This is a genomic window from Achromobacter xylosoxidans A8, from assembly GCF_000165835.1.
Lineage (GTDB): Bacteria > Pseudomonadota > Gammaproteobacteria > Burkholderiales > Burkholderiaceae_B > Achromobacter > Achromobacter xylosoxidans_B.
The window spans coordinates 4,426,193-4,452,782 of sequence record NC_014640.1; the positions used below are offsets into that span (position 1 = coordinate 4,426,193).

Below are 26,590 nucleotides of genomic sequence, written 5' to 3' on the forward strand. Positions count from 1 at the left end.
CCTCGAGGCTCCCTTTTCGTTCCAGCACGCATGGGCCGCAGGCGGCCCAAACGTGCCCGGCGATTACACGCGCTCGATAATCAGCGCGATGCCCTGGCCCACGCCGATGCACATGGTGCACAGCGCATAGCGACCACCGGTGCGGTGCAGCTGGTTGATCGCGGTGGTGGCCAGGCGTGCGCCGCTGGCGCCCAGCGGATGGCCCAGGGCGATGGCGCCGCCGTTGGGGTTCACGCGCGGGTCGTTGTCGGCAATACCCAGCTGGCGCAGCACGGCCAGGCCCTGGGCGGCAAACGCCTCATTCAGCTCGATGACGTCCATCTGCTCGAGCGTCAGGCCGGTCTGGGCCAGCACCTTCAGCGTGGCGGGCGCCGGGCCGATACCCATGATGCGCGGCGCGACGCCGGCCGTGGCCATGCCGACCACGCGGGCGCGCGGGGTCAGGCCGTGACAAGCGGCAGCCTTTTCATCGGCCAGCAACAGCGCGGCAGCGCCGTCGTTGACGCCCGAGGCATTGCCGGCGGTGACGGTGCCGCCTTCACGAACCACGCCCTTCAGCTTGGCCAGCGATTCCAGCGTGGTTTCACGCGGGTGCTCGTCCTTGCTGACGACGATGGGATCGCCCTTTTTCTGGGCGATCGACACGGGCACGATCTCGGCGTCGAAGAAGCCTTCTTTTTGCGCGCGCGCGGTCTTCTGCTGGCTGGCCAGCGCGAACAGGTCCTGGTCTTCGCGGCTGATCTTGAAATCGTCGGCGACGTTCTCGGCCGTTTCGGGCATCGAGTCCACGCCGTATTGCGCCTTCATCAGCTTGTTGATGAAGCGCCAGCCAATGGTGGTGTCGTAGATCGCGGCGCTGCGCGAAAAGGCGCTGTCGGCCTTGCCCATGACGAACGGCGCGCGGCTCATGCTTTCCACGCCGCCGGCCAGCATCAAGCCGGCTTCGCCGGCGCGGATGGCGCGGGCGGCGCCGCCGATGGCGTCCAGGCCCGAACCGCACAGGCGGTTGACGGTGGCGCCGGGCACTTCGATCGGCAGACCGGCCAGCAGCGTAGCCATGCGGGCCACGTTGCGGTTGTCTTCACCCGCCTGGTTGGCGCAGCCCATGATGGCGTCGTCCAGTTCTTCCCAGCGCACGCCGGGATTGCGCGCCACCAGCGCCTTGATGGCTACGGCGGCAAGATCATCGGGGCGCACGGAAGCCAGCGCGCCGCCGTAGCGGCCGAAGGGGGTGCGGATCGCGTCACAAATAAAAGCATGCACGGTCATGGGAAGCTCGAAGTAAGTGAGAAAAAATCCGGATCGGCCGATCTTAACGCAGCGCTTTCGCGCCAAGTTGGTGCACCTGTGGGATGTCCGCTGCACGGACAGTGTCCAATGGCTGTTCACCCAAACGGTGCGCGCGGCGAGCCCTGCGCCGGGACGCGGGCCCGGGTTTTGAACTCAGGCCGCCGGCGGCCTGGCGGCGCGCGCCGTGTCCACGATGGCCTGCCGGCGGAAGCGTCCGGCGGCCAGATGATAGAAGGGTTGCGGGCAGAACTGGCGCGACACGCCCGAGGCCAGCAAGGATCCCACCAACAGCCAGAACAGCATGGGCTGGCTGCCCGTCATTTCCATCACCACCACGCTGGCGGTCAGGGGCGCCTGGGTCGCGGCGGCCAGGAAGGCTGCCATCGAAATCAGCACCAGCACGCGGTGATCCACGCCATCTCCCGCCAGTTGCCAGATGTGATGGCCGATGCCCGCGCCCGTGGTCAGGGCGGGCGTGAAAATGCCGCCAGGTATGCCGGCCCAATAAGACGCGACCGTGGCGGCCAGCTTGGCCAGGCCGAAACTGGCCGGCGCCGCGTCCTTCCCCGACAGCAGGTCCGCCGCCACGCCATACCCCGTGCCGTAAACGCTGCCCGCCGTGGACAGGCCGATGACGGCAAGGATCAAGCCCATGATGAAGGCCGTCCAGATCGGATGCGCGCGGATCCAGGCACGCCAGGACTGCGGCGCGCTGCCGGCCGCCCCCTTGCCGAGCAGACGGGCGAATATGCCGCCCAGCGCGCCGTTGAGCGCCGCGCAAATGACGACCCACATCACCATGCCATGGGCCAGCGGCGCGCCGCCGAAGACGCCGAAGTAAGGGTTGTTGCCGACCACGGCCACGACCAGGAAGCCCGAGGCCAGCACCCCGATCAGCACCAGCCGCTGCCAGCGCAGCACGGTGCCCCGTCCCAGTTCCTCGATGGCGAAGATAACGCCGGCCAGCGGCGCGTTGAAGGCGGCGGCCAGGCCACCCGCAGCGCCGGCGGCGATCAATTCATTGGCGTGGAAGCCGCGCAGTTGCACGCCGCGGCGCTTCCAGAAGTCGCCCCAGGCCAGCATGAGGGCGGCGCCCACCTGCACCGACGGCCCTTCGCGGCCGATCGACGCGCCGGCCAGCATGCCGAAGAATGCGAGGGGAATTTTCCAGAGGGTCTGCCCCAACGCCACCAGGCTGTTCTGGCTGGGACCCGGCGGCAGCGACAAGGCGCCGATGACCTGGGGAATGCCGCTACCGGAGGCGTTGGGCGCAAAACGCAAGGTCAGCCAGCGCAAGGCAGCCAGGCTCAGGGGCAGGACCAGCAAGGCCAGCCAACCGTTGTAGGCCACCCACTCGCGATTCCATTCCAGCGCCTTGTCGGCCAAATAGGCAAAGCCCAGCGACATCAGCGCCACCAGACCGGCGCCTCCCAGCAGCAGCCCCATCTGCACGCTCTTGCGCGACAGGCGGTTGATCTGGCGCACCTTGCGATGCGCCCACCGGCGCGGGCCGGCCAGCAGCCGGCGTAGGGGGTCGGGCAGGTTCATGGGCAAAAGCCGGCGCGGTTGAAAGTGGCTAACCTTACCACTCCCACCTGACCGGCAGCCCACAGCGCGAGATCAGAACGTCGACCAGTCGTCGTCCGAACCTTGCGCCAGCGACGGACGCGCCGCAGGCGCCGCCGCCTTGCGCGGCGTGGCGGGCACGGCCTGCACCAGGCGGACCTGGGCTTCGCGCGCCGAGCCGCCACCCGCTTCCACCTTGAAGCGGCGCACTTCCTGGGCCAGCCGGGTGGCTTGCTCCTGCATGCTGGCGGCCGCGGCGGCCGCCTCTTCCACCAGCGCGGCGTTCTGCTGGGTCACGGTGTCCATCTGCGCCACAGCCTGATTGACCTGGCCGATGCCGGCGGACTGCTCTTCCGAGGCGCTGGCAATCTCGCGCACCAGCGTGGCGACCTGACGCACGCTGTCCACCACCTCGCGCATGGTGCGGCCGGCCTCGTCGACCTGGCGCGTGCCGCCCTCGACGCGCGTGACCGACTCGTCGATCAAGGCCTTGATCTCCTTCGCGGCCACCGCCGAACGCTGCGCCAACGTGCGCACCTCGCCCGCCACCACCGCAAAGCCGCGGCCCTGCTCGCCCGCGCGCGCCGCTTCCACCGCGGCGTTGAGCGCCAGGATGTTGGTCTGGAAGGCAATGCCGTCGATCACGCCGGTGATGTCGGCGATGCGACGCGAACTGTCGGAGATCGCGCTCATGGTCTGGACCACGCCGTCCACCACTTCGCCGCCACGCACCGCCACGCTGGACGCCTGGTTGACCAGGCGGTCCGCTTCGCTGGCGTTGTTGGCGTTCTGCTGCACGGTGCTGGTCAACTGCTCCATCGACGCCGCGGTTTCCTCCAGCGACGAAGCCTGTTCCTCGGTGCGCTGCGACAGATCGGCGTTGCCCTGGGCGATCTGCGAGGATGCCGAAGCAATGCTCTCGCAACCGTCGCGCACGTCCTTCACGATGCGCGCCAGGCTTTCGTTCATGGTCTTGAGCGCGCCCATCAGGTCGCCGGTTTCGTCGCGCGTGGCGACCTGGATGTCGGTCGTCAGGTCGCCCGCCGCCACCTGGCGCGCGGCCGTCACGGCGTGTTCCAGCGGACGCACGATGCCGCGCGTCACCAGCCAGCCCAGCAGCATGCCGACCGCCACGCCGATCACGGCCAGGGCGAGCATGAGCGCGCGCAGATTTTCGTAGAGATCCGTGCCGTTCTGCACGCTTTGCGCGGCGACGGTTTCCTTGATCTTCGCCAGGCTGGTCATCAGATCGTCCAGCTTCTGCGACGAGGCGATCACGCGAGCTTCGACCTCGGCCACGCGCGGATCGGCCTGGGTCAATGGCCGGGCCTGGGCGGCGGCGAAAAACGCGGCGGACTCGCTCTTCCAGACCTGTTCGGTCTCGGCGAACTGCGCCAGCAGACGCTTGCCATCTTCCGAATAGAAATTGGCCGCGGCCTTTTCACGCAGCTTGTCCATCTGCGCGACGGCGTCGTCGAACTGCTTGCGCAGCGCCTGGCGCTCCTTTTCCGTGGACGCGGCCAGGTAGCCATTGCGGGCGCGGCCCGCATAGATCAGATTGATATTGGCTTCCTTGACGTCCGAGATGCCGCGCAGCTCGGTGTCGTAAAGCCGGTCGTTCATTTCATTGATGCGCGCCAGGCCCCAAACTCCGAAGCCCCCGATCGCACCGCCTATCACCGCCACCAGCAAAAACGCGCCCGACAGGCGCGCGCCGATGCGCAAACCCGAAAAAAACCGCAACATGCTTCCCTTCCCTGTAGTTACCACGGTTTATGGCGGGCATGCCGCAGCCGTGGACCCCGTGGTTCAGTCGCCGACCGGGGCCAACGATAGTGGTTGCCAAACCTAGGGATAACCCGGAAGAAAAGCCGGTTTGTTCTTTATTTCCCCGCAATGGATTCGACAATCGACAGGGATTTCGCAAACTGAATTTTTACTGAACAAAAAGAAAACCCCAGGCTTGCGCGAGGGGTCTGTTCAGGGTCGCGGCGCAATGCCGCGGCAGGCCTGGCTTTGCCGGTCAGGCGAAGTTCTTGGCCGCGAATTCCCAGTTCACCAGCGCCCAGAAGTTTTCCAGGTACTTGGGACGGGCATTGCGGTAGTCGATGTAATAGGCGTGTTCCCAGACATCACAGGTGAGCAGCGGCTTGTCGGCCGTGGTCAGCGGGGTGGCGGCGTTGCTGGTATTGACGATGTCGACCGAGCCGTCGGCCTTCTTGACCAGCCAGGTCCAGCCCGAACCGAAGTTGCCGGCGGCCGACTTGTTGAAGGCTTCCTTGAAGGCGTCAAAGCTGCCCCACTTGGCATTGATGGCGTCAGCCAGCTTGCCGGTGGGAGCGCCGCCGGCCTTGGGGGCCAGGCTGTTCCAGTAGAACGTGTGGTTCCAGATCTGGGCGGCGTTGTTGAAAATGCCACCCGAGGACTTCTTCACGATGTCTTCCAGCGACAGCGTTTCGAATTCCGTGCCCGGGATCAGGTTGTTCAGGTTCGTGACGTAGGTCTGGTGATGCTTGCCGTAGTGGAACTCCAGCGTTTCCTTGGAGATGTGCGGAGCCAGTGCGTCCAGTTCGTAAGGCAGGGGGGGAAGAGTATGTGCCATTGAGGTTCCTTCTGTTGAGTGCACGATCAAGCCGTTCAATTGTATCGGCAACTACTGAGGATACCGCGTTAACCCCCCGCCCGCGCGGGGTTAAGGGACGCATCTGCTTATCACTGGAAGCATGTACTCATGAGGGCAGGCGCTTGACCCGCCAGGCAGGCGCGCGGCCTGCGCTTAGGACGCTTCGCGACTATCGCGGGTACGCGTGACTGCGACCTCGGCGCCGCCATGCGCGAAGCTCAGGTCCAGCGCCTGCCCCGCCGCCAGCGCGGCCGCGTCGCGCACGATGCGGCCCTGCTCGTCGCGCGCGATGGCGTAGCCGCGGGCCAGCGTGTTGCCCGGGTCCAGCGCGCGCAATTGCGCCGTGGCGGCGGCCAGCCGGTTGCGCCGCTGCACCAGCAGCCGCGCATGCGCCTGGCCGAGCTGGCGCGCCGCGCCCGCCAGGCGGTCGGCGGCACGGCCGGTGTCCGGCACCCGATGCGCCAGGCGCTGGGTCAGCAGATTGACGCGCGCGGCGCGGCGCTCTTGCGGACCGGACCAGGCGGTGGCCAGGCGGAAACGCAGGCTGTTCAGGCGCTCGCGCTGGTGCTCCAGGCGCTGGGCCGGCGACACCAGTTGGGCGGCGGCGCGGTCGAGCCGCTGGGCGGCGCGCTCCAGGCGGCGCTGCTGGCCCCGTGTCATGGCCTCCGCCGCCTGCATGACCCGGCCGAGCAATTCGGAACGCGGCACGCAAGCCAGTTCGGCTGCCGCGGTCGGCGTCGGCGCGCGCACGTCGGCCACGAAATCGGCAATGGTGAAATCCGTCTCGTGCCCCACGCCGCTGATGACGGGGATTTCGCTGGCCGCGACCTCGCGCGCCAGCGCTTCGTCGTTGAAGCTCCAGAGATCCTCGATGCTGCCGCCGCCGCGCACCAGCAGCAGCGTGTCGACTTCCGCGCGCTGGTTGGCCGTGCGCACCTGGGCGGCCAGCCGCCCTGCCGCGTCCGCCCCCTGGACCGGCGCCGGATAGATGATCACGGGCACCTGGGGTGCACGCCGCGCCAGCGCCGACAGCACGTCCCGCAACGCCGCGGCGTGCAGTGAAGTGATCACGCCGATCGCGCGCGGCAGCCCCACGGGTTCGCGCTTGCGTGCCGGATCGAACAGGCCTTCGGAAGCCAGTTGCTCCTTCAGGCGCAGGAAGGCCTCGTACAGATTGCCTAATCCTGCCCGCCGCATGGCGTCGGCCTGCAGCTGATAGTCGCCACGGGGCTCGTAGAGGGACACCCGGGCCCGGATTTCGACCTGATCGCCTGCCCGCGGCGTGAAACCCACCGCGCTGGCGCGGCTTCTGAACATGACGGCGCGCACGGAGGCCCGGCTGTCCTTGAGCGTGAAGTACCAATGCCCGGAAGCCGCCGCTGTGAAGTTGGAAATCTCTCCACGCACCCACAGCGCCGGGATGCTGCGCTCCAACAACTGCCCCACGGCTTGATTCAGCTGGGCAACCGTCAGGATATCCCGCGCAAATACGTTGTTTGTGACTGTAGATTCAATTGTCATGGGGCTTTCCGATGCGTACCTGTCCACAGGGGCCGCGTAGCGGGCCGCAATCATACCGCGTCCCAGCATATTTGCAGCAACCGGCCCGAAAGCCAGCAAATTCGAATTAAATCATTGATTTTTATAGATATTTATCAAAAACAGAGCTGCTCGCAATTGAAGCAAACAAGTGCAAGCCCTGTGCCCATAAGCATTCCTGGGAAGTTTTGCACAGAATTATCCACAGGATCTGTGGATAGATTGGGGGTCGTACCGACTTGCCACACCCCCCGCCGCGCCGTTACAGTTTCGGCTTGATCAGTTGCCGGTTTGCGCGCCCTTGCGCGCCGGCTCCCCCGGGAGTTGAACGCTTTGCTTTCCATACTGCGCGAGGCCGGCTGGCCGATCTGGCCCCTGCTGGCGACATCCGTCCTGGGCCTGGCGCTGATCTTCGAGCGCTTCCTCTCCCTGCGCCGCGGCTTGGTCATGCCGCGCGGCCTGAGCGATCAAGTGGCTGAAATGCTGCGCAACCGCCAGGACACTCCCGAATCGATCAACCGCCTCGAACGCAACTCGCCGCTGGGCCGGATCCTCGCCGACGTGATGCGGCACCGCCACCTGCCCCGCGAAGAACTGCGCAACGTGGTCGAAGACACCGGGCGCGCCGTCGCCCACGATCTCAGCCGTTATATTCCCGCCATCGGCACCATCGCCGTGGTCGCGCCCCTGATGGGCCTGTTCGGCACCGTGGTCGGCATGATCGAAATCTTCGGTTCCTATACCCCCGGCGGCGGCGATCCCGCCCAGCTGGCGCGCGGCATCTCGATGGCGCTGTACAACACCGGCTTCGGCATCCTCATCGCCATTCCCGCCATGATCGCGCACCGCTACCTGCGCAGCCGCGTCGACGGCTACCTCAGTGCCATGGAACAGGCCGCGTCGCGCCTGGTCCGCGCCGTCTCGCCCGGATCCGCCCCGCGCGAGGGCCGTTCATGAATTTCCGCGGCCCCCGCGGCGACCGCGATGAGCTGGATATCAATCTGATCCCGCTCATCGACGTGCTGCTGGTCATCCTGATCTTCCTGGCGGCGACCACCTCCTTCGCCCGCTTCACGCAACTGAAGGTGACCCTGCCCCAGGCCTCGATGGAACAGGACACGCCCCCAGCGCTGGAAGTCGCCGTCAGCCAGGACGGGCGCTACGCGCTCAACGGCACCCTCATCGATGTCTCCACGCCGCCCGAAATCGCCGACGCCCTGCGCCAGGCCGCGGCCGGCAAGACCGAGCCGCTGGTCGTCATCAATGCCGACGCCCAGGCCACCCACCAGTCCGTGATCAACGTCATGGAAGCCGCCCGGCTGGCTGGCATCGGCCGCGTCAACTTCGCCGCGCAGACCACCCGGTGACCGCCAAGCATGCTTCGACGCTGCTGGCGCGCCAATGGCAGCACGGCGGCTGGCTCTCCAATCTGCTGCTGCCGCTGTCCAGGCTGACCGCCTGGGAAGTGGCGCGCAAGCGCCAGCGCTATCTGGACGGCAGCCGCAGCGCCTATCGCGCCCCCGTTCCCGTCGTGGTGATCGGCAATGTCTACGTCGGCGGCACCGGCAAAACGCCCATGGTCATCGCCACCGTCGAAGCGTTGCGGTCGCGCGGCTACACCCCTGGCGTGGTCAGCCGCGGCTACGGCGTCAAGGTCGGCCCCCACGCCCGCGTCGGGCTGGGCGAGCTGGAAGCGGCCCGTTTTGGCGACGAGCCCGCGCTGATCGCCCGCGCCACTGGCGCCCCGGTCTCCGTGCACCCGAAACGCGCCCTGGCCGCCCAGGCCCTGCTGCGGGCCCACCCCAAGGTGGATGTGATCGTCTCGGACGACGGCCTGCAGCATCTGGCGCTGGCCCGCGACATCGAAATCGTGGTGCAGGATGAACGCGGCGTGGGCAATGGCCGCCTGCTGCCCGCCGGTCCCTTGCGCGAACCGGCCGAACGTCTGCGGGAAGTCGACGTGGTGGTGACCAACATCGGCACGCCCGACGGCCAGCCGCAAGCCCTGGGCGCCACAGGCCAGCCGCGGCAGGTCAGGATGTGGCTGGAACCGGGCGACACGCGCCAGATCTCGGGGCGCGGCAAGCGTCCGCTGGCGGCCTTCGCCGGACTGCCCCGCGTCGCGGCGGCGGCCGGCATCGGCAACCCGGAACGTTTCTTCACCACGCTGCGCGGCGCCGGCATCACGCTGGCAACCGCACTGCCCCTGCCGGATCATCACGCTTACACCGAATCGCCTTTCCGGGCGCTCACGGCCGACGCCATCCTGGTCACGTCCAAGGACGCGATCAAATGCGCCGCCCTGGACGACCCGCGCCTGTGGGAAGTCCCGGTACGCGCCGGCTTTTCCGATCCGCAGTTGTTCGACTGGCTGGCGCAGGCCTTGCGCCAACCGGCGCGGCGGTAGAAAAACGCCAGCCTGGCGGTGCCGCGGCGGCAAAGCCGGTCCGGCCCCAGGCAAACTGTTTTAGAATTCCGATCATGGAATCCCGCCTACTCGACATCCTCGTCTGCCCGCTGTGCAAGGGCCGCCTCGAACACGACCGGCAGCAAGCCGAACTGGTCTGCCGCGCCGACCGCCTGGCCTTCCCCGTGCGCGACGGCATCCCCGTCATGCTGGAATCGGAAGCCCGCGCGCTGGACGACGCCCCCGCTGCCCCCTGAACCGCCGCCGCATGAGCTTCATCGCCCTGATCCCGGCGCGCACCGCCTCGACCCGGCTGCCCGACAAGCCGCTGGCCGACATCGCTGGCAAGCCCATGGTCGTGCGCACCGCCGAGCGCGCGGCGCTGTCCGGCGCTGCCCGCGTCTATGTCGCCACGGACGACCTCCGCGTCCAGCAGGCGGTCCAGGCGCATGGGCTGCAAGCGCTGATGACCCGTGCCGACCACCCGACCGGCACCGATCGCCTGGCCGAAGCCGTGGAGCAACTGGGCCTGCCCGACGACGCCATCGTGGTCAACGTGCAGGGCGACGAGCCGCTGATCGAACCCGAACTGATCGACGCCGTCGCAGCCAAGCTGCAAGCCAGCCCCGAGGCCGACATCGCCACCTGCGCCTGCCCCCTGGCCGACGCCGACGCGCTGTTCAATCCCAATGTGGTGAAGCTGGTCTGCGCCGCGGACGACCGCGCACTGTACTTTTCCCGCGCCCCGATCCCCTGGGCGCGCGACGCGCTGGCCTCGGGCGAACGTATCCTGGCTGAAGGCCTGCCCGCGTGGCACCACATCGGCCTGTATGCCTATCGGGTGTCATTCCTGCGCCGCTACCCGCGCTTGCCGCAGGGCGCGCTGGAACGCTTCGAATCGCTGGAACAGCTGCGAGCCATGGAACACGGCCACGTCATCGTCGTCCATCGGGCGTCCCACCCTCCTGCCGCAGGCGTAGATACCCCGGCAGACCTGGAACGCGTCCGAGCGGTCTACAGCAAGCAGATATAAGGGTTATTTCCTATGGCGCGGCTCCGCATCGGCTGCTGCATTGCGGCATAATTCCCCGGATCACAAAAAATACACCCCTTCAGGAGCACTCATGCGTCTCATCTTGCTCGGACCTCCCGGCGCCGGCAAAGGCACCCAGGCCGCGTTTCTCACCCAACACTTCGGCATTCCCCAGATCTCCACCGGCGACATGCTGCGCGCCGCGGTCAAAGCGGGCACGCCGTTGGGCATTGAAGCCAAAAAGGTCATGGATGCCGGCGGTCTGGTTTCCGACGAGATCATCATCGGCCTGGTGCAGGACCGCCTGCAGCAGCCCGACTGCGCCAACGGCTACCTGTTCGACGGCTTCCCCCGCACCATCCCGCAGGCCGACGCGCTCAAGAGCGCCGGCGTCAAGCTGGATTACGTGGTGGAAATCGAAGTCCCCGAAGAGGACATCATCGAACGCATGAGCGGGCGCCGCGTGCACCAGCCCAGCGGCCGCAGCTACCACGTGCGCTTCAACCCGCCCAAGGTCGAAGGCCGTGACGACATCACCGGCGAAGAACTGATCCAGCGCGACGACGACCGCGAGGACACCGTGCGCAACCGCCTGTCGGTGTACCGCGAGCAGACCCGCCCCCTGGTCGATTACTACTCGTCCTGGGCGCAGCAGAATCCCGCCGATGCGCCGAAGTACCGCAAGATCTCCGGCGTCGGCGCGGTCGAAGAAATCAAGGCGCGCCTGTACGCAGCCGTCCAAGGCTGATCGGCGCCTCGATGGCTCACAGGCCTTCGGCGCCGGCTCCGGAACGCATCGCGTCCGGCCGGCCCCGAAGGCCTAGTCATATCCGGCGCCTGCCGCGCCGCTTTCATCCCTAGAACTCACTGGTGGTAGACACATGGAAATCGCGAACAAGGTATTCATCGTCACGGGCGGCGCGTCCGGACTGGGCGCCGGCACGGTGCGCATGCTGGTCGAAAACGGCGCCAAGGTCGTTATCGCCGACGTGCAGGACGAGCCGGGCTCGGCCCTGGCCAAGGAACTGGGCCAGCGCTACGTGCACTGCGACGTGACCCAGGAAGCCGACGGCAAGAACGCCGTGGCGGCCGCGCTCGAACTGGGCACGCTGTTCGGCCTGGTGAACTGCGCCGGCGTCGCGCCCGCCGCCAAGATCGTCGGCAAGAACGGCGCGCATCCGCTGGAACTGTTCCAGAAGGTCGTGTCGATCAACCTGATCGGCAGCTTCAACATGATGCGCCTGGCCGCCGAGGCCATGAGCGCCAACGCGCCCGAACCCACCGGCGAACGCGGCGTGATGATCAACACCGCCTCCGTCGCCGCCTTCGACGGCCAGATCGGCCAGGCCGCCTACGCCGCTTCCAAGGCGGGCGTGGCCGGCATGACCCTGCCCATCGCGCGCGACTTGTCCAAGGCCGGCATCCGCTGCATGACCATCGCCCCCGGCATCTTCGGCACGCCCATGATCTTCGGCATGCCGCAGGAAGTGCAGGACTCCCTGGCCGCCAGCATCCCCTTCCCCGCCCGCCTGGGCCGCCCGGAAGACTACGCCAAGCTGGTCCACAGCATCATCACCAACGACATGCTGAACGGCGAAACCATCCGCCTCGACGGCGCCATCCGCATGCCGCCGAAGTGATGTAGTACAAAGACAGGCCCACCAGGTGGGCCTGTTTTCATTGGGCGTCTCGCGCTTGCGCGCAGCCTCGCCGGGCCGGACCGGCCCTTTTTTTTCAGTAGTCCTATCCATGAGCCTGTTTCGTTCGGCGGCCACGGTCAGCAGCTTCACCCTGCTGTCCCGCATTTCCGGCCTGATCCGCGACATCCTGGTGGCCCGCGCCTTTGGCGCCGGCCCCATCACCGACGCTTTCTGGGTCGCCTTCCGCATTCCCAATCTGCTGCGCCGCCTGTTCGCCGAAGGCGCTTTCGCCCAGGCCTTCGTGCCCATCCTGGGCGCGGCGCGCAACAACCGTTCCGAGGCCGAGGTCCGCACCCTGCTGGACCGGGTGGCCCTGCTGCTGACGGCGGCGCTGATGTTCATCACGCTGATCGGCATTGTCGCCGCGCCCTGGGTCGTGTCCGCCATGGCCAGCGGCCTGCGCGGGGCGGACCGCGATACCGAATTCGGCGCGGCGGTCTGGATGACGCGGATGATGTTCCCCTACATCTTCTGCATGTCGCTGATCGCCTTCGCCTCGGGCGTGCTCAATACCTGGCGCCGCTTCGCCGTGCCGGCCTTCACGCCCGTGCTGCTCAACCTGGCCATGATCGCCGCCTGCATCTGGCTGGCGCCGCGCATGGACGTACCGGTCTACGCGCTGGCCATCGGCGTCATGATTGGCGGCGTAGCGCAACTGGCCGTGCAATGGATTGCGCTGGCGCGGCTCGGCCTGACGCCCCGCTTTACGCTGCGGTTCCGCGAAGCCTGGGGCGACCCCACGGTACAACGCATCCTCAAACAGATGGCGCCCGCCACCCTGGGCGTCTCGGTCGCGCAGATCTCGCTGCTGATCAACACTAACATCGCCACCTGGCTGACGCCGGGCAGCGTGACCTGGCTATCCTTCGCCGACCGCCTGATGGAATTTCCCACTGCTCTTCTGGGCGTGGCGCTAGGGACGGTGCTGCTGCCCAGCCTGTCCGCGGCCCATGCCCGCGACGACCACGGCGGCTACAGCGGGCTGCTGGACTGGGGCCTGCGCCTGGTGCTGCTGCTGGGCCTGCCGGCCGCGGTGGGCATGGCGTTGCTGTCCGATGGGCTGGTTGCAACGCTGTTCCACTATGGCGCCTTCGCCGCCCAGGACGTGACCCAAACCCGCCTGGCGGTCATTTCCTATTCCGCCGGTCTGATCGGCCTGCTGGCCGTGAAGATCCTGGCGCCCGGCTTCTACGCCAAACAAGACATCCGCACGCCGGTAAAGATAGCCATCGGCGTGCTGATCACCACGCAGCTGATGAACCTGGTGCTGGTGCCCCTGATGGCGCATGCCGGACTGGCCCTGGCCATCGGCCTGGGCGCCTGCCTGAACGCGCTGGCGTTGCTGATCGGACTGCGCCGCCGCGGCGTCTATCAGCCCGGTCCCGGCTGGACCGCGTTCGCGCTGCGCCTGCTGCCCGCGCTGGCGGCGCTGGCGGCCCTGCTCTGGTATGCGGACGGGCGCATCGACTGGATAGCCCTGCAGTCCCACTCCGGACAGCGGGTGGCCTGGTTGGCCGGGGTGCTGGCGGCCAGTGGAGCGGTCTACTTCGGAATGTTGTTACTGTTTGGCTTCCGCCCTAGGGACTTCGGCCGACGTCCGTCGCGTTAAGTTCGGACAATCTGCCTATATACCCCTCAAAAGCCGGTCTTGTACCGGCTTTTTTGCATTAGATTCGTCAAGAATTGACAATCAGCCGGTAATCTTTGGTAAAAAACCTTTATTATTTACAAATTGCCATCGAAAGGATCCCCCTTGAAGCACTGTGGGGACATGAAGTGAAGTACGCCCAAGGACAACCCATGGCGGACCAGGTAATCAATTGGCTGCTGTTATTGCGCTCCGGCAAGGCGACCGCACAGGACTATAACGACTTCCTGGCGTGGCGCGCTGCCGACCCAGCCCATGAAAACGCCTGGCAGCAGCTGACCGGCTCACTGGAAGGCTCGACGTTCGGCCGGCTTGGCGATGCCTATCCCGCAGGTTACGCCACCGCCGGCCCTGCCATCGCGCCACACGCGGCCCCTCCCGGCCCCGGCCCGGGCCCCGTCATCGCCCCTCCACGCCGCCGCTTCCTGGCCGGCGCGCTGGCGCTCGCCGGTACGGGCGCCTGTGCGGCTTACGTGGGCAACGCCTTCTATCCCCTGGGCAACGTCGCCGCAGATGCCGCCACGGCCACTGGCGAACGCCGCCGCTATGTGCTGTCCGACGGCAGCCAGTTGCTGCTGGACGCCCGCAGCCGGGTCAACCTGGACTTCACCCCCGCCTACCGCCAGGTCCGGCTGCTGGATGGCGCCGTGACGGTGTCGGTGGCTCCCGACTCGCGCCGCCCCTTCCTGGTCCAGACGGCCGAAGGCACGGTCCGCGCCCTGGGCACCCGCTACATGGTGCGCCAACAGGCCCAGCGCACCCTGGTGGTGGTGCATGAACACGAGGTCGAAGTCGAAACCATGTCCGGCGGTCACGGCACCGTCCGGGCCGGCACCGGTGCCCGGTTCGACGCGGCACGCATGGACACCCCGCGCGCCGAACTGATGGCCGAGGCCGCCTGGGAAGCCGGTTGGGTCGAAGCCCGGGGCCGTCCCCTGGCCGAAGTGATCGCGGCGCTACGCCCCTACCGCAGCGGCACCCTGCGCGTTTCCATGGCCGCTGGCGGCCTGCCGGTGTCCGGCCATTTCCCGCTGGACGACACCGACGCCGCGTTGGACACGCTGCGCGACATCATGCCCATCCACGTCCGCCGCTTCACCCCTTGGTTCGTCTCCATCAACGTCGCTACCTGACAACGCCGCGCCCGGCGTTCCGCTCTCGAGGGCGGCTTCGTTGTATACTAGTTACGGTGTTTTTATCCAGTAGGCGCCACGGATTTTCCTCAAGGCTTTACATGAGGACCATCCGCAAGGGCTCTCCAGCCCGGGGAATTTTTCCCGCAGCGCCCCCGCCCGGTTGACGGGCGCTCCCTCGGTCGATCAGACATTAAAAGCTTGCAATCCCGCAGGGACTTGCTACAATGTTCGACTTTGCCGAATTCAACTTATATAGCAACATGGCCAATACCGCCCAAGCCCGCAAGCGCGCTCGCCAATCCGTTGAGCGCAACAAGCACAATTCCAGCCTGCGCTCGATGCTGCGCACCGCCATCAAGCGCGTTCGCCAATCCATCGCCGCTGGCGACAAGGCTGCGGCTGGCGAAGTGTTCCAGAAGGCCTCCAGCGTGATCGATCGCGTGGCCGACAAGAACATCATCCACAAGAACAAGGCCGCTCGCCACAAGAGCCGCCTGGCTGCCGCCATCAAGGCGCTGGCCTAAGCCATTCTGCCGCCCTGTTTTCAGGGCGTCACGAATACGGCAAATGAAAAAGGATGCCCCTGGGCATCCTTTTTTGCGTCCCCGGCCGCCGCAACGCGCCTATCCCATTCCGGCAACCGTCGACTGAGGCAGCTACAGTTGCGACGCGATCCTCTCGGCAAAGAAATCGATGAACGCGCGCACCCGGGCGACCTCTGCCGAGCGGGGCGCCCATAGCAGCGAAACGCTGCCGCGGCTATCCGTGTAGTCCTCGAGCACCGGCGTGAGCCGCCCCGCCTCCACATCGTCCTTTACCAGGTAGTTCGGCACCTGCACGATCCCCAGTCCGCTGATCGCCGCGGAAGCCAGGGCCTCGCCATCGTTCAAGATGCCGGAAGGCTTAAGCGGCTTGTCCGGCTGCTCGCCCTTGAACGCCCAGGTTTCTGGCCTGCCGGTGGTCGGAAACCGGTAATAGATACAGCAATGTCCGCTGAGATCCGCCGGCGTCCGCGGCGTGCCGCGCTGCGCCAGGTATGCCGGCGAGGCGCAAGTCGTGAAGCCATGCGGTCCGATCCGGCGGGCCTGCAGCCCGGAATCCGCCAATTCGCCCAGCCGCAGCGCCAGGTCGTAGCCGTCCTCGATCACGTCGACGATCAGGTCGTCGAGGTTGATATCGACCAGGACCTCGGGGAAGCTCAGGTGAAATTCGCTGAGCGCCGGCAACACGATCCGGCGGCCCATGACAGTGGGAACGCTGATCTTGAGACGGCCACGCGGCGCATTCTGCACCAGGTGCAGTTCCCGTTCCGCCTCCTGGAGGTCCTTCAGGATCTTGGCGACATGACGATAGAGAACCTCGCCCTCGCCGGTTGGGCCCAGCGAGCGGGTGGTGCGATGCAATAGCCGCACGCCCAATCTGAGTTCGAGCCGTTCGACCGCCTTGCCCGCCGCGGATGCGGACAGGCCCAGCTTGCGCCCGGCTGCGGCAAAACTGCCGGATTCCACCGTGGCCGCGAAAGCGACCAACCCACTGAACGATTCTATCGAGAAGATTCCGGACATAGGTTCGCGAGTCTAGAGACGGCCACCCATCTTCTGTCTGAGACGGTACGGATGAATGATGCACCCAAATGAACGACTGATGAAGCGGCGGCACCTGCCTGATCCGATCGGTCTTCCGTGCGTTCATTCAAGCCGCCAATCCTGACACAAGCTGGAATTTTTTGATCGAGGCCGCTATGAAAATAGGACTGCGTCACCCTCCGGGATCAGAAAAATCAGAAGATAAGAACGCCGCCTTCGACGTCATCGTGGTTGGAGGCGGGTCAGCGGGCGCCGTGCTGGCCAGCCGCCTGAGCGAAGACGCATCGCGCCGCGTGCTGCTGCTCGAGGCCGGCCGGGCCTACCCGCCCCATGCCTATCCCGATGCCGTCCGCGCCCAGAACATCATCGGCGGCGATGCCGGACACGACTGGGGATATTCATCCCTGCCGGGCTGGGGCGGAAAATCGTTCCCGGTTCCGCGGGGCAAGGTGCTGGGCGGCTCTTCGGCCGTGAATGCCGGCGTCTGGATGCGGGCGCCCGCCGCAGACTTCGCGCGATGGACCCGTGCCGGCCTGCCGCATTGGTCCATCGCCGACGTGCTGCCGTTTTTTCGTGGCAGCGAATGGACCGCCTCGGGCGCCGACCAATGCCATGGCCGCTCCGGCCCGGAACCGGTGCACCAGCTGCAGGACGACGAAATCTCCGACATGCAGCGCGCGTTCCTGGCCTCGGCCCAGATGGCCGGCCATCCCAGGGTCGAGGATTTCAATGGCGACGCACCATTCGGTGTCGGCCCCTATCCCATGAACAACCGCATGGGACAGCGGCTGAATACGGGCATGACCTATCTCTCGGATGCGGTGCGCGCGCGCCCCAATCTGACGATCCGCAGCGAAACGCTGGCGGACCGCATCGAGATCGAAGGCGGCCGGGCCCAGGCCGTGATCCTGGCCGATGGCGAGCGGATAGCGGCCGGCGAGATCGTGCTGTCTGCCGGCACATACGGATCGGCCGCCATCCTGCTGCGCTCCGGCATCGGGCCGGCGGCCGACCTCGAGGCATTGGGTATCCCCGTCGTGGCCGATCTTCCCGTCGGCCAACGCCTGCAGGAGCATCCCTTCTTCTTCACGATCTGGGCCGCGCATCCCGAACGCCTGGGGCTGCCCATCCCGCCGGTCGGCGCCATCCTGTGGACGCAATCATCCCAAGCCGGACCGGGCGACGGCGATCTGCAGGTCAGCGCCGTGCACTATGGCGATCCCGCGGAATCCCCCACCGGCGCCATCTTCATGCTGGCCCTGGCGCTGACCCGCCCCACGTCCACCGGCACGCTCAAGCTGCTGGACCGCGATGCCCGCACAGCGCCGCTCATCGACCTCAACATCCTCGGGACAGTGCGCGACCGGGAACTGATGGTCGAGGGCATCCAACTGATCCGCCAGATGGCGAGCCAAGGTCCGCTGTCCGAGATCATCGCGCAGGAACTCGTGCCCGGCCCGGACGCGGCCGACGCCGCGGCGCTGGAAGCGGCCCTGCCCAAAGCGCTCGACATCTACCATCACCCCACCTCGACCGCGCCCATGGGCGGCGACGGCGCTCCGGCCGCAGTGACGGACTACCAAGGCCGCGTCCGCGGCATCGCCGACCTGCGGGTCGCCGACGCATCCAGCTTTCCTGATGTGCCCTCGGTCGCCACCAACCCCACGGTGGTCATGCTGGCCGAGCGCGTCAGCCACTGGATCAGGAATACGGAGGCCAAATCGTGAACGACACCGCAAGCATCGCCTGGACCCGCAAGGCCTACAACTGGATCGGCGGCGTCCAGCGCTCCGAAGGTCCTTTGAAGGAATCGATCGACCCCGCCACCTACAACGTCATCGGCCACTATCCCGACAACGGCCTGATGGCAGCGAGATCGGCCGTCGCCGCGGCCGCGCGGGCCTTTCGCGCAAGCTCTTGGGCGCACGACCACGAACTGCGCGCCCGCGTGCTGGAGCAAGTGGCGCGCGCCTTCGAACGCAACCGCCAGCGGCTGCTGGACATCCTTTCGCTCGAAAACGGCAAGATCAAGGGCGAAGCCGGTTTCGAGCTCGACATGATTCCCAGCAAGCTGCGCTACGCGGCCGCCGCGGCCCTGCTCGAAAGCGGCCGGGCGCTCACGCCCAGGCCCGGCAGCATCTCCATGATCCTGCGCCAGCCCATGGGCGTGGCAGGCGTGATCGCGCCCTGGAATTCGCCGGCGGTGCTGACCATACGTTCGCTCGCGCCAGCGCTGGCGGCGGGATGCACCGCGGTCATCAAGCTGCCCGGCCAGGTGGCGCAAACCGCCAGCTTCATGGCCGAGGTCATGGCCGAAGCCGAGGACCTGCCGGACGGCGTGATCAACCTGTTCTTCGAAAGCGGGTCCGAGGGCTCCGCCTATCTCGTGGACTCGCCCGAGGTTCCCGTCATCAGCTTCACCGGATCCACCCGCACCGGCCGCGCGATCAGCGGCGCCGGCGCCAGGCACTTGAAGCGCTTCGGCATGGAACTGGGCGGCAAGACGCCCATGATTCTGTTCGATGACGCGGACGTGCACGGCGCACTGCCCGTGCTGGAAAAAGCGCTCACTGTCTTCAGCGGCCAGTTCTGCATGACCGGCTCCCGCCTGCTGGTGCAGAGCGGCATCTATGCAGCAGTACGGGACGGACTCGCCAACCGGCTGCGCAAGGTCAGGGTCGGCCCGGCAGCCGATCCTGCCAGCGACATGGGGCCCCTGATCGACCGCGCCAATGTCGAACGCGTCGACCATGCGGTCGACCTTGCGATCGCGGCCGGCGCCAGCGTCGTCGAACGCGGCGGGCCCGTGAACACGGGCCCTTTGGCCAGCGGCGCCTTCTACCGCCCCACCTTGCTGGAAGTGTCCGACAACAGCCTCGCCATCGTCCAGCAAGAAACCTTCGGCCCGGTGCTGACGATCCAGCGCTTTGCCGACGAGACTGAAGCCATACGCCTGGCCAACGACAGCGAATACGGTTTGGCCGCCAGCGTCTGGACCCGCGACGTCGATCGGTCGCTGCGCGTCGCCCAGGCCATCGACGCGGGCTCGGTGTGGATCAACGACTGGGCCAAGGTCTACGACAACACCGAGGAAGGCGGCTTCAAACAGTCCGGACTCGGACGCCTGAACGGTCTGGCCGCGCTGGAGGATTTCATCGAGTACAAGCACATCGCGCTCAAACCTGGCCTCGGGTAGCGCCGGCGAGCCAGAACATCCATTAGAAAAAAGGAGACTCCCATGCCGGATTCCATCGCCGCAAAGCTGATCGACGCGCTCCATGCGGGCGCGGACGTCCCGCCAGGCTGTCGTGTCAATCACGCGCGCGGACTGCTTGTGGAAGGCAGGTTCCTCGGCGTGCCCCTGGCAGCGCAATTTTGCGCTTCGCCCATGTTCGACGACGCGGAGCTGCCGCTCATCGCCCGGTTCTCGGACTCCGGCCCCGACCCGCGGATTCGCCAGGACAGTCCGCAAGCCGAACCGCGCGGCCTGGCCGTGCGCATCGGGCAGGATTCCCAGTTGGTGCTCGTCGGCCACTCGCTCGAAGGCTTCCCCGCGCAGGACCCGCAAACGTTTCTTGCCTTCATACAGGCATTGAACACCCAGCACACGGCCCCCGAATCGCTGCAAGCCCACCTGGCGGCCAATCCCCCGGCACAACGCTTCGACCAACTGCGGCACGACGCCCTGCCCACGGGCTATGCCTCCCGCAGCTATCACATGCTTCATGCCTACCGCCTGACGGCCGCGGATGGCCAGACGCGAACCGGCAGGTTGACGATCCGGGGCAGGAACGCCGACGGGGCGCACAAGGCCCTGGCCGGCCGGAACTGTATGAACGAGGCCCTGCGCCATGCCATGGAAGCGGGCCCGGTGGCGCTGGAACTGGCGTTCACCCCGGCGCCGGAACAAGGCGCGACGGACGACCTGTCCACGGCCTGGCCCGGACACGGCAGCTCGATGCTCCTGGGATACCTGATGCTGGAGCGTATCGCGCCAGATCAGGACGCGCAACGCGCCCTGGTGTTCGACCCTTCCATCCTGCCTGCCGGCATCGAGTTCGCGGGCGACCCGCTGCTGAAGGCGCGCTTGCAGGCCTACCGGCTGGCGGCAGAGCGACGACTGCGCGGCGTTCCCTGATCCAGGTCTGACGCCAGGCGGCTCCGGGCTGCCTCTGCCGCTACGCGCAGTGACGCCATCAGCGCGCCCACCAGCGGATTGCCCGGCCGATGCTCCGGAAACACCACGCTGACCCGGAACGGAAACGAGCGCGTCAAGGGACGGATATGCAGCCCCCGGCCGACGAAATCCAGCGCCGTCAGCGGGTTCACGATGGCTAGGCCGAGGCCCTGGCGCACGAAGGTGCAGACGGATACGGCGGTCGTCGTCTCGACGATGGAGCGCCGCAGCCCGCCGGCTTCGGCAAAGGCTTCATCGAGCTGGATCCGGTAGGGATCGCTGGAGGACAGGCTGACGAACGCATGGCCTTCGAAATCAGCCAAGTCCATGCGCTGCTTGCCCAGCAGCGCGTGGCCGTCGGGCAGCACGCAGACCTCGTCCACTTGCAGCAGCAGCTCCACCCGCGTGCCGGCCGGCGCTGCGTCGTGCTCGGTCAGGCCCAGGTCATAGCGCTGGGCGCTCAGCCATTCCTCCAGGAAGGGCGATTCCTGCGTCTCCAGCGTCAGGCTGACCCCAGGATGGCGCTCATGGAAGCGCCGGAACGCATCCGGCAGGATGGAATGAGAGAAGACCGGCAAGGCGATCACCGATAACTGCCCGCCCTGGTAGGCCCGCAGGCGGGCGGCAGCCGAGGCCACCCGCTCCAGGCCGGCATAGGACTGGCGCACCTCGTCGAACAGCGCCAGGCCCGGCATGGTGGGCCGCAGCCGCCCCGCCACCCGGTCGAACAGCGTGAAGCCTATGCCCTGCTCCATGCGCGCCAGTTCCCGGCTTACGGTCGGCTGGGACGAGCCCAGCAGTTCGGCTGCCTTGGTCACGCTGCCGGCAATCATGACCGCGCGGAAGACTTCGACTTGCCGGTGCGTCAGCATGGCCCCACCCATATCAGGAATGAATCGACGAAGGAAATATAAGCATTTTACTGGATGACCGAAGGCAGGCATCATGCCGCCTTGTATTCACCTCCACAAACAAGGTTTCGCCCGCCATGGCCTTCGATCCGCGCCAACTCACCCAACTCGCCGCCGAACACGGCACGCCGCTCTGGGTGTACGACGCCGCCGTCATCCGTGAACGCATTGCGCAATTGCGCCGCTTCGACACCATCCGCTATGCGCAAAAGGCCTGCTCCAACCTGCACATCCTGCGCCTGATGCGGGCCGAAGGCGCGGTGGTGGACGCGGTCTCGCTGGGCGAGATCGAGCGCAGCCTGGCCGCCGGCTTCCAGCCCCAGGGCGAACCGGAAGGTATCGTCTTCACCGCCGACCTGATCGACCACGCCACGCTGGCCGCCGTGCTCAAGCACGGCATCACCGTCAACGCTGGCTCCCTGGACATGCTGGCCCGCGTCGGCCAGGCCTCGCCCGGCCATCGCGTCTGGCTGCGCATCAACCCGGGCTTCGGCCATGGCCATAGCAACAAGACCAACACCGGCGGACCGCAAAGCAAGCACGGCATCTGGATCGGCGACGTGGCCGAAGCCATGGCCATCGTGCGCCGCCACGGCCTGAAGCTGGTCGGCATCCACATGCATATCGGCTCGGGCGTGGATTACGCCCACCTGTCCAGCGTCTGCGACGCCATGGTCGACGTGGTGGCCTCGCTGGACCACGACATCGAGGCCATTTCCGCGGGCGGCGGCCTGTCCATCCCCTACCGCGAAGGCGATGCCCGCATCGACTGCGACCACTACTTCGAGCAATGGAACGCGGCTCGCCAGCGCATCGCCGAGCGCCTGGGCCACGAGATCCGCCTGGAGATCGAACCGGGCCGCTTCCTGGTCGCCGAGGCCGGCGCGCTGGTGTCGGAAGTGCATTCGATCAACCGCCGCCCGGAACGCGACTTCGCGCTGGTCGACGCCGGCTTCAACGATCTGATGCGCCCGGCCATGTACGGCAGCTACCACCGCATTTCAGTGCACGCGCCCGACGGCAGCCAGCCGCAGGGAGCGGCCGAAACCCGCATCGCCGTGGCTGGCCCGCTGTGCGAATCGGGCGACGTGTTCACGCAGGACGCGGGCGGCGTCGTGTCCGACCAACTGCTGCCGCAGCCGCGCATCGGCGATTTCCTGGTGTTCCACGACGCGGGCGCCTATGGTTCATCGATGTCCTCGAACTACAACAGCCGGCCGCTGGCGCCGGAAGTGCTGCTGGACAACGGCGCCGCCCGGCTGATCCGCCGCCGCCAGACGATAGGTGAATTGCTGGCGCTGGAAGACGCCTGAGCATCCTCAGGTCGGGAAGGCCTCGCGCAAGGCGAAGGTCGCCTGCTTGAACACGCCCAGGTCGGTGCCCACCGCCACGAAGTGCATGCCCATGTCCAGGTAGCGCCGCGCATCCGCATGCACCGGCGCCAGGATGCCCACCGCCTTGCCTTGCGCCGACACCCGCTGGTACAGGTGGCGGATGGCCTCCTGGACTTCGGGATGGCCCGGATTGCCGATATGGCCCAGCGCCGCGGCCAGGTCGGACGGCCCGATGAACACGCCGTCCACGCCTTCCACCGAGGCGATCTCATCGACCGCGTCTATGCCCGGGCGGCTTTCGATCTGCAGCAGCACGCAGATGTTGTCGTTGATGGTGTGCAGATAGTCCGGCACCGTGCCGTAGCGGTTGCTGCGCTGCGCGCCCGCCACGCCGCGCATGCCCTGCGGCGGATAGCGCGTGGCGGCCACCGCGCGGCGCGCGTCCTCTTCCGATTCGATGAATGGAATCAACAGGTTGTAGAAGCCGATATCCAGCAGCCGCTTGATCTCCACCGGATCGTTCCACGACGGCCGGCCCACGGCGGCGCTGGCGCTGCCCTGCAAGGCCTGTAGCTGCTGCAGGAACATCGGCACTTCGTTGGGCGAGTGCTCGCCGTCCAGCAGCAGCCAGTCGAAGTTGGCCAGCCCCACGAGTTCGGCCGTGATGTGGCTGGACATGCACATCCAGAATCCGATGAGCCGTTCGCGCGCCAGGATGCGTTGCCGGAAACGGTTGGGTAAGGGTGAGTTCATTGCCATCTACGCTTCATAAAAAAACAGGTGGATCCAGGCCCGCGGGCCTGGCCGTGCATTCGATCCGTGGACTCAAGCCACGCAAGTAGTCCAGGCATTCAATCCATCTTCGCGCCGGACGCCTTGGCCGCCTTGCCCCACTTGGCGATCTCGTTATCCACGAAGGCCGAAAACGACTTGGGGTCGTCCGCCACCACCACGAAGCCCCCGCTCTCCAGCTTCTGCCGGATGTCGGGCGAGGACAGGGCCTTCACCGTTGCCTGGTTCAGGCGCTGGATCACGGCGGGTGGCGTCTTCGCGGGGGCCGACAAACCGAACCAGGACTCGGCCGAAAAGCCCGGATAACCGGATTCCGCCACGGTGGGCGTGTCGGGGTAGGCAGGGTTGCGCTTGGCGCTGGCCACGGCCAGCGCGCGCAGCTTGCCCGAGGTGACTTGCGGCAACAGCGCGTCCTGGTTCAGGAACAGTACCGAGACCCGGCCTCCGATGGTGTCGGTGATGGCGGCAGCACCGCCCTTGTAGGGCACGTGCACCAAGTCGATCTTGGCGTCCTGCTTCAGCATTTCCATGGCCAGGTGGCCGGAGGAACCGCTGCCCGAACTCGCATGCGTGTACTTGCCCGGGTTCTCGCGAGCCAGCTTGATGAAGTCCGCGAAGGTCTTGCCCGGAAAGTCGTTGTTGGCCACCAGCACGTTTGGGCCGGTCGCCAGCAACGAGATATGCGCGAAGTCGCTATTGCGGTACGGCATGTTCTGGTAGATCGCGTAGCTGATGGCGTTGGAGCCGACACCCGACAGCAGCAGCGTGTAGCCGTCAGGCTCCGCCTTGGCCACCATGTCGGAGCCGATATTGCCGTTGGCGCCGCCCTTGTTTTCCACCACCACGGTCTGGCCCAGTTCCTTGGACAGCTCGGCCGCCAGCAGGCGGCCCACCGAATCGGTGCTGCCGCCCGCGGGAAACGGCACCACCAGCTTGAGTTGCTTGGTGGGCCAGGCCGCGCCCTGCGCCATCAGCATGCCGGGCAGCATGGCCAGCGCCCCCGCGGCCGCCAGGATGGCCAGGCGGGCGCGCGCCGCCGGTTTGTTCTGTTGCATGGTTGTCTCCTCTTTGGGTTTTTTAGTATGTGCGCCCGGTGTCCGGGTCAGTGGATTTCAGGCTCGCCCGCGGCCGGAGCGCGCGTCTCGGTCTGAAGAAAATCGAAATCGCAGCCCGTGTCGGCCTGGCCGATGTGCTTGAGGTACAGCACGCCGTAGCCGCGCTCGAAACGCGGCGGCGGCGCCTGCCAGGCGGCGCGGCGCGCGGCCAGTTCCTCGTCGGACACCAGCAATTCCAGACGCCGCGCCGGCACATCCAGCGTGATGCGGTCGCCGTCCTGCACCAGCGCCAGCGGGCCGCCCACATAGGCCTCGGGCGCCACGTGCAGCACACAGGCGCCGTAGCTGGTGCCGCTCATGCGCGCGTCCGAAATGCGCACCATATCGCGCACGCCCTGCTTCAAGAGTTTTTGCGGAATCGGCAGCTGGCCCCACTCCGGCATGCCGGGCGCGCCCTGCGGCCCGGCGTTCTGCAGCACGATGACGCTGTCGGCATCCACGTCCAGGTCTGGATCGTCGATGCGCGCGGCCATATCGTTGTAGTCCTTGAAGACCACCGCGCGGCCCGTGTGCACCTGCAGCTGCGCCTCCATGGCGGGCGGCTTGATCACCGCGCCGTCGGGCGCCAGATTGCCGCGCAGCACCGCCAGCCCGTCGCGCTCGATCAGCGCCTGCGCGCGCGGCCGGATCACGTCTTCGTTGAAGATGCGCGCCCCCGCGATGTTCTCGCCCAGCGTGCGGCCATCCACGGTGCGCTGCGTGGTGTCCAGCAGGTCGCCCAGCTGCACCAGCATCGCGCGCAGGCCGCCCGCGTAATAGAAGTCTTCCATCAGGTACTTGCCCGCCGGCCGCAGATTGGCCAGCACCGGCGTAGTGCGCGCAAGATGATCGAAGCGGTCCAGGTCCAGCCCGAAGCCGCTACGGCGGGCCATGGCGATCAGGTGCACCACCGAATTGGTCGAGCCTGACAGCGCCAGCACCGTGCGCACGGCATTGTCGAAGGACGCGGCGGTCAGCAGGTCGGACGGCTTCAGGTCTTCCCATACCATCTCCACGATGCGCTTGCCGGTCAGGCTGGCCATCTGCGCGTGGCGCGAGTCCGGCGCGGGAATCGACGAGGCCCCCGACAGGCACAAGCCCAGCGCCTCGACCGCGCCCGTCATGGTGGAAGCGGTGCCCATGGTCATGCAGTGGCCGGGCGAGCGGGCGATGCCGTCCTCCACGCCCTGCCAGTCTTCCTCGGTGATGTTGCCGGCGCGCAGTTCGGCCCAGTACTTCCAGGTGTCCGATCCCGAACCCAGGGTGTTGCCGTTCCAGTTGCCGCGCAGCATGGGGCCGGCCGGCATGAAAATGGTGGGCAGGTCCATAGATACCGCGCCCATCAGCAGCGCCGGCGTGGTCTTGTCGCAGCCGCCCATCAGCACACAGCCGTCCGCGGGATACGAGCGCAGCAGTTCTTCCGTCTCCATCGCCAACAGATTGCGGTAGAGCATGGTGGTGGGCTTCTGGAAAGGTTCCGACAAGCTCATGGCCGGCATTTCCACCGGGAAGCCGCCCGCCTGCCAGATGCCACGCTTGACCTCTTCGACGCGCTGCTTGAAGTGGCTGTGACAGGGGTTGATGTCGCTCCAGGTATTGATGATGGCGATCACCGGTTTGCCGGCGTAGTCCGAGCGGTGATAGCCCATCTGCGCGGTGCGCGACCGGTGGCCGAACGAGCGCAGGTCGCGCACGCCATACCAGCGGTGGCTGCGCAGTTCTTCGGGTTTCTTGCGCTTGTCTGAATTGCTCAT

At 66.9% G+C, this 26,590-nt stretch carries 24 protein-coding genes; 14 read left to right on the forward strand and 10 right to left on the reverse strand.

Going from position 1 to position 26,590, the window contains the following annotated elements:
• Nucleotides 1–63: 63 nt before the first annotated feature.
• The 5 genes from pcaF to xseA all read right to left on the reverse strand — a co-directional run bounded on the left by pcaF (nucleotide 64) and on the right by xseA (nucleotide 7,000).
• On the reverse strand, nucleotides 64–1,269 hold the full coding sequence (pcaF, locus tag AXYL_RS20475) for a 3-oxoadipyl-CoA thiolase (protein WP_013394765.1): 1,206 nt from the start codon (nucleotides 1,267–1,269) through the stop codon (nucleotides 64–66).
• Between the two features lie 174 nt (nucleotides 1,270–1,443).
• Complete coding sequence (locus AXYL_RS20480; RefSeq protein ID WP_013394766.1) at nucleotides 1,444–2,838, reverse strand: chloride channel protein; 1,395 nt, start codon at nucleotides 2,836–2,838, stop codon at nucleotides 1,444–1,446.
• Between the two features lie 72 nt (nucleotides 2,839–2,910).
• A complete protein-coding gene (locus tag AXYL_RS20485) occupies nucleotides 2,911–4,602 on the reverse strand; it encodes a methyl-accepting chemotaxis protein (protein ID WP_013394767.1) in 1,692 nt (563 codons plus the stop codon).
• Between the two features lie 277 nt (nucleotides 4,603–4,879).
• The gene (sodB, locus tag AXYL_RS20490) at nucleotides 4,880–5,458 is read right to left on the reverse strand and encodes a superoxide dismutase [Fe] (RefSeq protein WP_013394768.1); all 579 of its coding nucleotides are present in this window, start codon (nucleotides 5,456–5,458) and stop codon (nucleotides 4,880–4,882) included.
• A 174-nt stretch (nucleotides 5,459–5,632) separates the two neighbouring features.
• Nucleotides 5,633–7,000: an exodeoxyribonuclease VII large subunit gene (xseA, locus tag AXYL_RS20495; RefSeq protein ID WP_041654018.1), complete on the reverse strand. Its 1,368-nt coding sequence runs from the start codon at nucleotides 6,998–7,000 to the stop codon at nucleotides 5,633–5,635.
• A gap of 351 nt (nucleotides 7,001–7,351) precedes the next feature.
• Between xseA and AXYL_RS20500 the strand changes: the two genes are divergently transcribed.
• The 10 genes from AXYL_RS20500 to rpsT all read left to right on the forward strand — a co-directional run bounded on the left by AXYL_RS20500 (nucleotide 7,352) and on the right by rpsT (nucleotide 15,466).
• Nucleotides 7,352–7,975, forward strand: a complete 624-nt coding sequence (locus tag AXYL_RS20500) for a MotA/TolQ/ExbB proton channel family protein (protein WP_013394770.1) — start codon at nucleotides 7,352–7,354, stop codon at nucleotides 7,973–7,975.
• The gene (locus tag AXYL_RS20505) at nucleotides 7,972–8,385 is read left to right on the forward strand and encodes an ExbD/TolR family protein (RefSeq protein ID WP_013394771.1); all 414 of its coding nucleotides are present in this window, start codon (nucleotides 7,972–7,974) and stop codon (nucleotides 8,383–8,385) included. The genes AXYL_RS20500 and AXYL_RS20505 overlap by 4 nt, the downstream gene beginning before the upstream one ends.
• A complete protein-coding gene (gene lpxK, locus AXYL_RS20510) occupies nucleotides 8,382–9,425 on the forward strand; it encodes a tetraacyldisaccharide 4'-kinase (RefSeq protein ID WP_013394772.1) in 1,044 nt (347 codons plus the stop codon). Before AXYL_RS20505 ends, lpxK begins: the two co-directional genes overlap by 4 nt.
• 74 nt (nucleotides 9,426–9,499) lie before the next feature.
• Complete coding sequence (locus tag AXYL_RS20515) at nucleotides 9,500–9,682, forward strand: Trm112 family protein (RefSeq protein WP_013394773.1); 183 nt, start codon at nucleotides 9,500–9,502, stop codon at nucleotides 9,680–9,682.
• Nucleotides 9,683–9,693: 11 nt separating this feature from the next.
• The gene (gene kdsB, locus AXYL_RS20520; RefSeq protein WP_013394774.1) at nucleotides 9,694–10,458 is read left to right on the forward strand and encodes a 3-deoxy-manno-octulosonate cytidylyltransferase; all 765 of its coding nucleotides are present in this window, start codon (nucleotides 9,694–9,696) and stop codon (nucleotides 10,456–10,458) included.
• A gap of 91 nt (nucleotides 10,459–10,549) precedes the next feature.
• A complete protein-coding gene (adk, locus tag AXYL_RS20525; RefSeq protein ID WP_013394775.1) occupies nucleotides 10,550–11,206 on the forward strand; it encodes an adenylate kinase in 657 nt (218 codons plus the stop codon).
• A gap of 133 nt (nucleotides 11,207–11,339) precedes the next feature.
• On the forward strand, nucleotides 11,340–12,098 hold the full coding sequence (locus tag AXYL_RS20530; protein ID WP_013394776.1) for a 3-hydroxyacyl-CoA dehydrogenase: 759 nt from the start codon (nucleotides 11,340–11,342) through the stop codon (nucleotides 12,096–12,098).
• A gap of 109 nt (nucleotides 12,099–12,207) precedes the next feature.
• Nucleotides 12,208–13,767 carry a murein biosynthesis integral membrane protein MurJ gene (murJ, locus tag AXYL_RS20535; protein ID WP_013394777.1) on the forward strand — a complete coding sequence of 520 codons (1,560 nt, stop codon included), beginning with the start codon at nucleotides 12,208–12,210 and terminating at the stop codon, nucleotides 13,765–13,767.
• Between the two features lie 191 nt (nucleotides 13,768–13,958).
• Nucleotides 13,959–14,939 carry a FecR domain-containing protein gene (locus AXYL_RS20540; RefSeq protein ID WP_013394778.1) on the forward strand — a complete coding sequence of 327 codons (981 nt, stop codon included), beginning with the start codon at nucleotides 13,959–13,961 and terminating at the stop codon, nucleotides 14,937–14,939.
• 263 nt (nucleotides 14,940–15,202) lie between these two features.
• The gene (gene rpsT / locus AXYL_RS20545) at nucleotides 15,203–15,466 is read left to right on the forward strand and encodes a 30S ribosomal protein S20 (RefSeq protein WP_006396042.1); all 264 of its coding nucleotides are present in this window, start codon (nucleotides 15,203–15,205) and stop codon (nucleotides 15,464–15,466) included.
• Nucleotides 15,467–15,598: 132 nt separating this feature from the next.
• On the opposite strand, the gene AXYL_RS20550 is transcribed toward rpsT, so the two are convergent.
• A complete protein-coding gene (locus tag AXYL_RS20550) occupies nucleotides 15,599–16,507 on the reverse strand; it encodes a LysR family transcriptional regulator (protein WP_013394780.1) in 909 nt (302 codons plus the stop codon).
• A gap of 176 nt (nucleotides 16,508–16,683) precedes the next feature.
• Between AXYL_RS20550 and AXYL_RS20555 the strand changes: the two genes are divergently transcribed.
• The 3 genes from AXYL_RS20555 to AXYL_RS20565 are packed head-to-tail and all read left to right on the forward strand — an operon-like array spanning nucleotide 16,684 to nucleotide 20,666.
• Complete coding sequence (locus tag AXYL_RS20555; protein ID WP_013394781.1) at nucleotides 16,684–18,255, forward strand: GMC family oxidoreductase; 1,572 nt, start codon at nucleotides 16,684–16,686, stop codon at nucleotides 18,253–18,255.
• Nucleotides 18,252–19,724 (forward strand): aldehyde dehydrogenase family protein, encoded by a 1,473-nt coding sequence (locus AXYL_RS20560; protein WP_013394782.1) that lies wholly within the window; start codon nucleotides 18,252–18,254, stop codon nucleotides 19,722–19,724. Before AXYL_RS20555 ends, AXYL_RS20560 begins: the two co-directional genes overlap by 4 nt.
• Before the next feature lie 42 nt (nucleotides 19,725–19,766).
• A complete protein-coding gene (locus tag AXYL_RS20565; RefSeq protein ID WP_013394783.1) occupies nucleotides 19,767–20,666 on the forward strand; it encodes a catalase in 900 nt (299 codons plus the stop codon).
• Here AXYL_RS20565 and AXYL_RS20570 read toward each other — a convergent pair.
• On the reverse strand, nucleotides 20,624–21,577 hold the full coding sequence (locus tag AXYL_RS20570) for a LysR family transcriptional regulator (protein ID WP_049797844.1): 954 nt from the start codon (nucleotides 21,575–21,577) through the stop codon (nucleotides 20,624–20,626). The genes AXYL_RS20565 and AXYL_RS20570 overlap by 43 nt on opposite strands.
• Before the next feature lie 116 nt (nucleotides 21,578–21,693).
• Here AXYL_RS20570 and lysA point away from each other — a divergent pair, with 116 nt between their 5' ends.
• Complete coding sequence (gene lysA / locus AXYL_RS20575; protein ID WP_013394785.1) at nucleotides 21,694–22,929, forward strand: diaminopimelate decarboxylase; 1,236 nt, start codon at nucleotides 21,694–21,696, stop codon at nucleotides 22,927–22,929.
• A gap of 6 nt (nucleotides 22,930–22,935) precedes the next feature.
• On the opposite strand, the gene garL is transcribed toward lysA, so the two are convergent.
• The 3 genes from garL to araD all read right to left on the reverse strand — a co-directional run bounded on the left by garL (nucleotide 22,936) and on the right by araD (nucleotide 26,590).
• Nucleotides 22,936–23,703 (reverse strand): 2-dehydro-3-deoxyglucarate aldolase, encoded by a 768-nt coding sequence (gene garL / locus AXYL_RS20580; protein ID WP_041655817.1) that lies wholly within the window; start codon nucleotides 23,701–23,703, stop codon nucleotides 22,936–22,938.
• A gap of 98 nt (nucleotides 23,704–23,801) precedes the next feature.
• Nucleotides 23,802–24,797 carry a tripartite tricarboxylate transporter substrate binding protein gene (locus tag AXYL_RS20585; protein WP_013394787.1) on the reverse strand — a complete coding sequence of 332 codons (996 nt, stop codon included), beginning with the start codon at nucleotides 24,795–24,797 and terminating at the stop codon, nucleotides 23,802–23,804.
• 47 nt (nucleotides 24,798–24,844) lie between these two features.
• Nucleotides 24,845–26,590 (reverse strand): L-arabinonate dehydratase, encoded by a 1,746-nt coding sequence (araD, locus tag AXYL_RS20590; RefSeq protein WP_013394788.1) that lies wholly within the window; start codon nucleotides 26,588–26,590, stop codon nucleotides 24,845–24,847.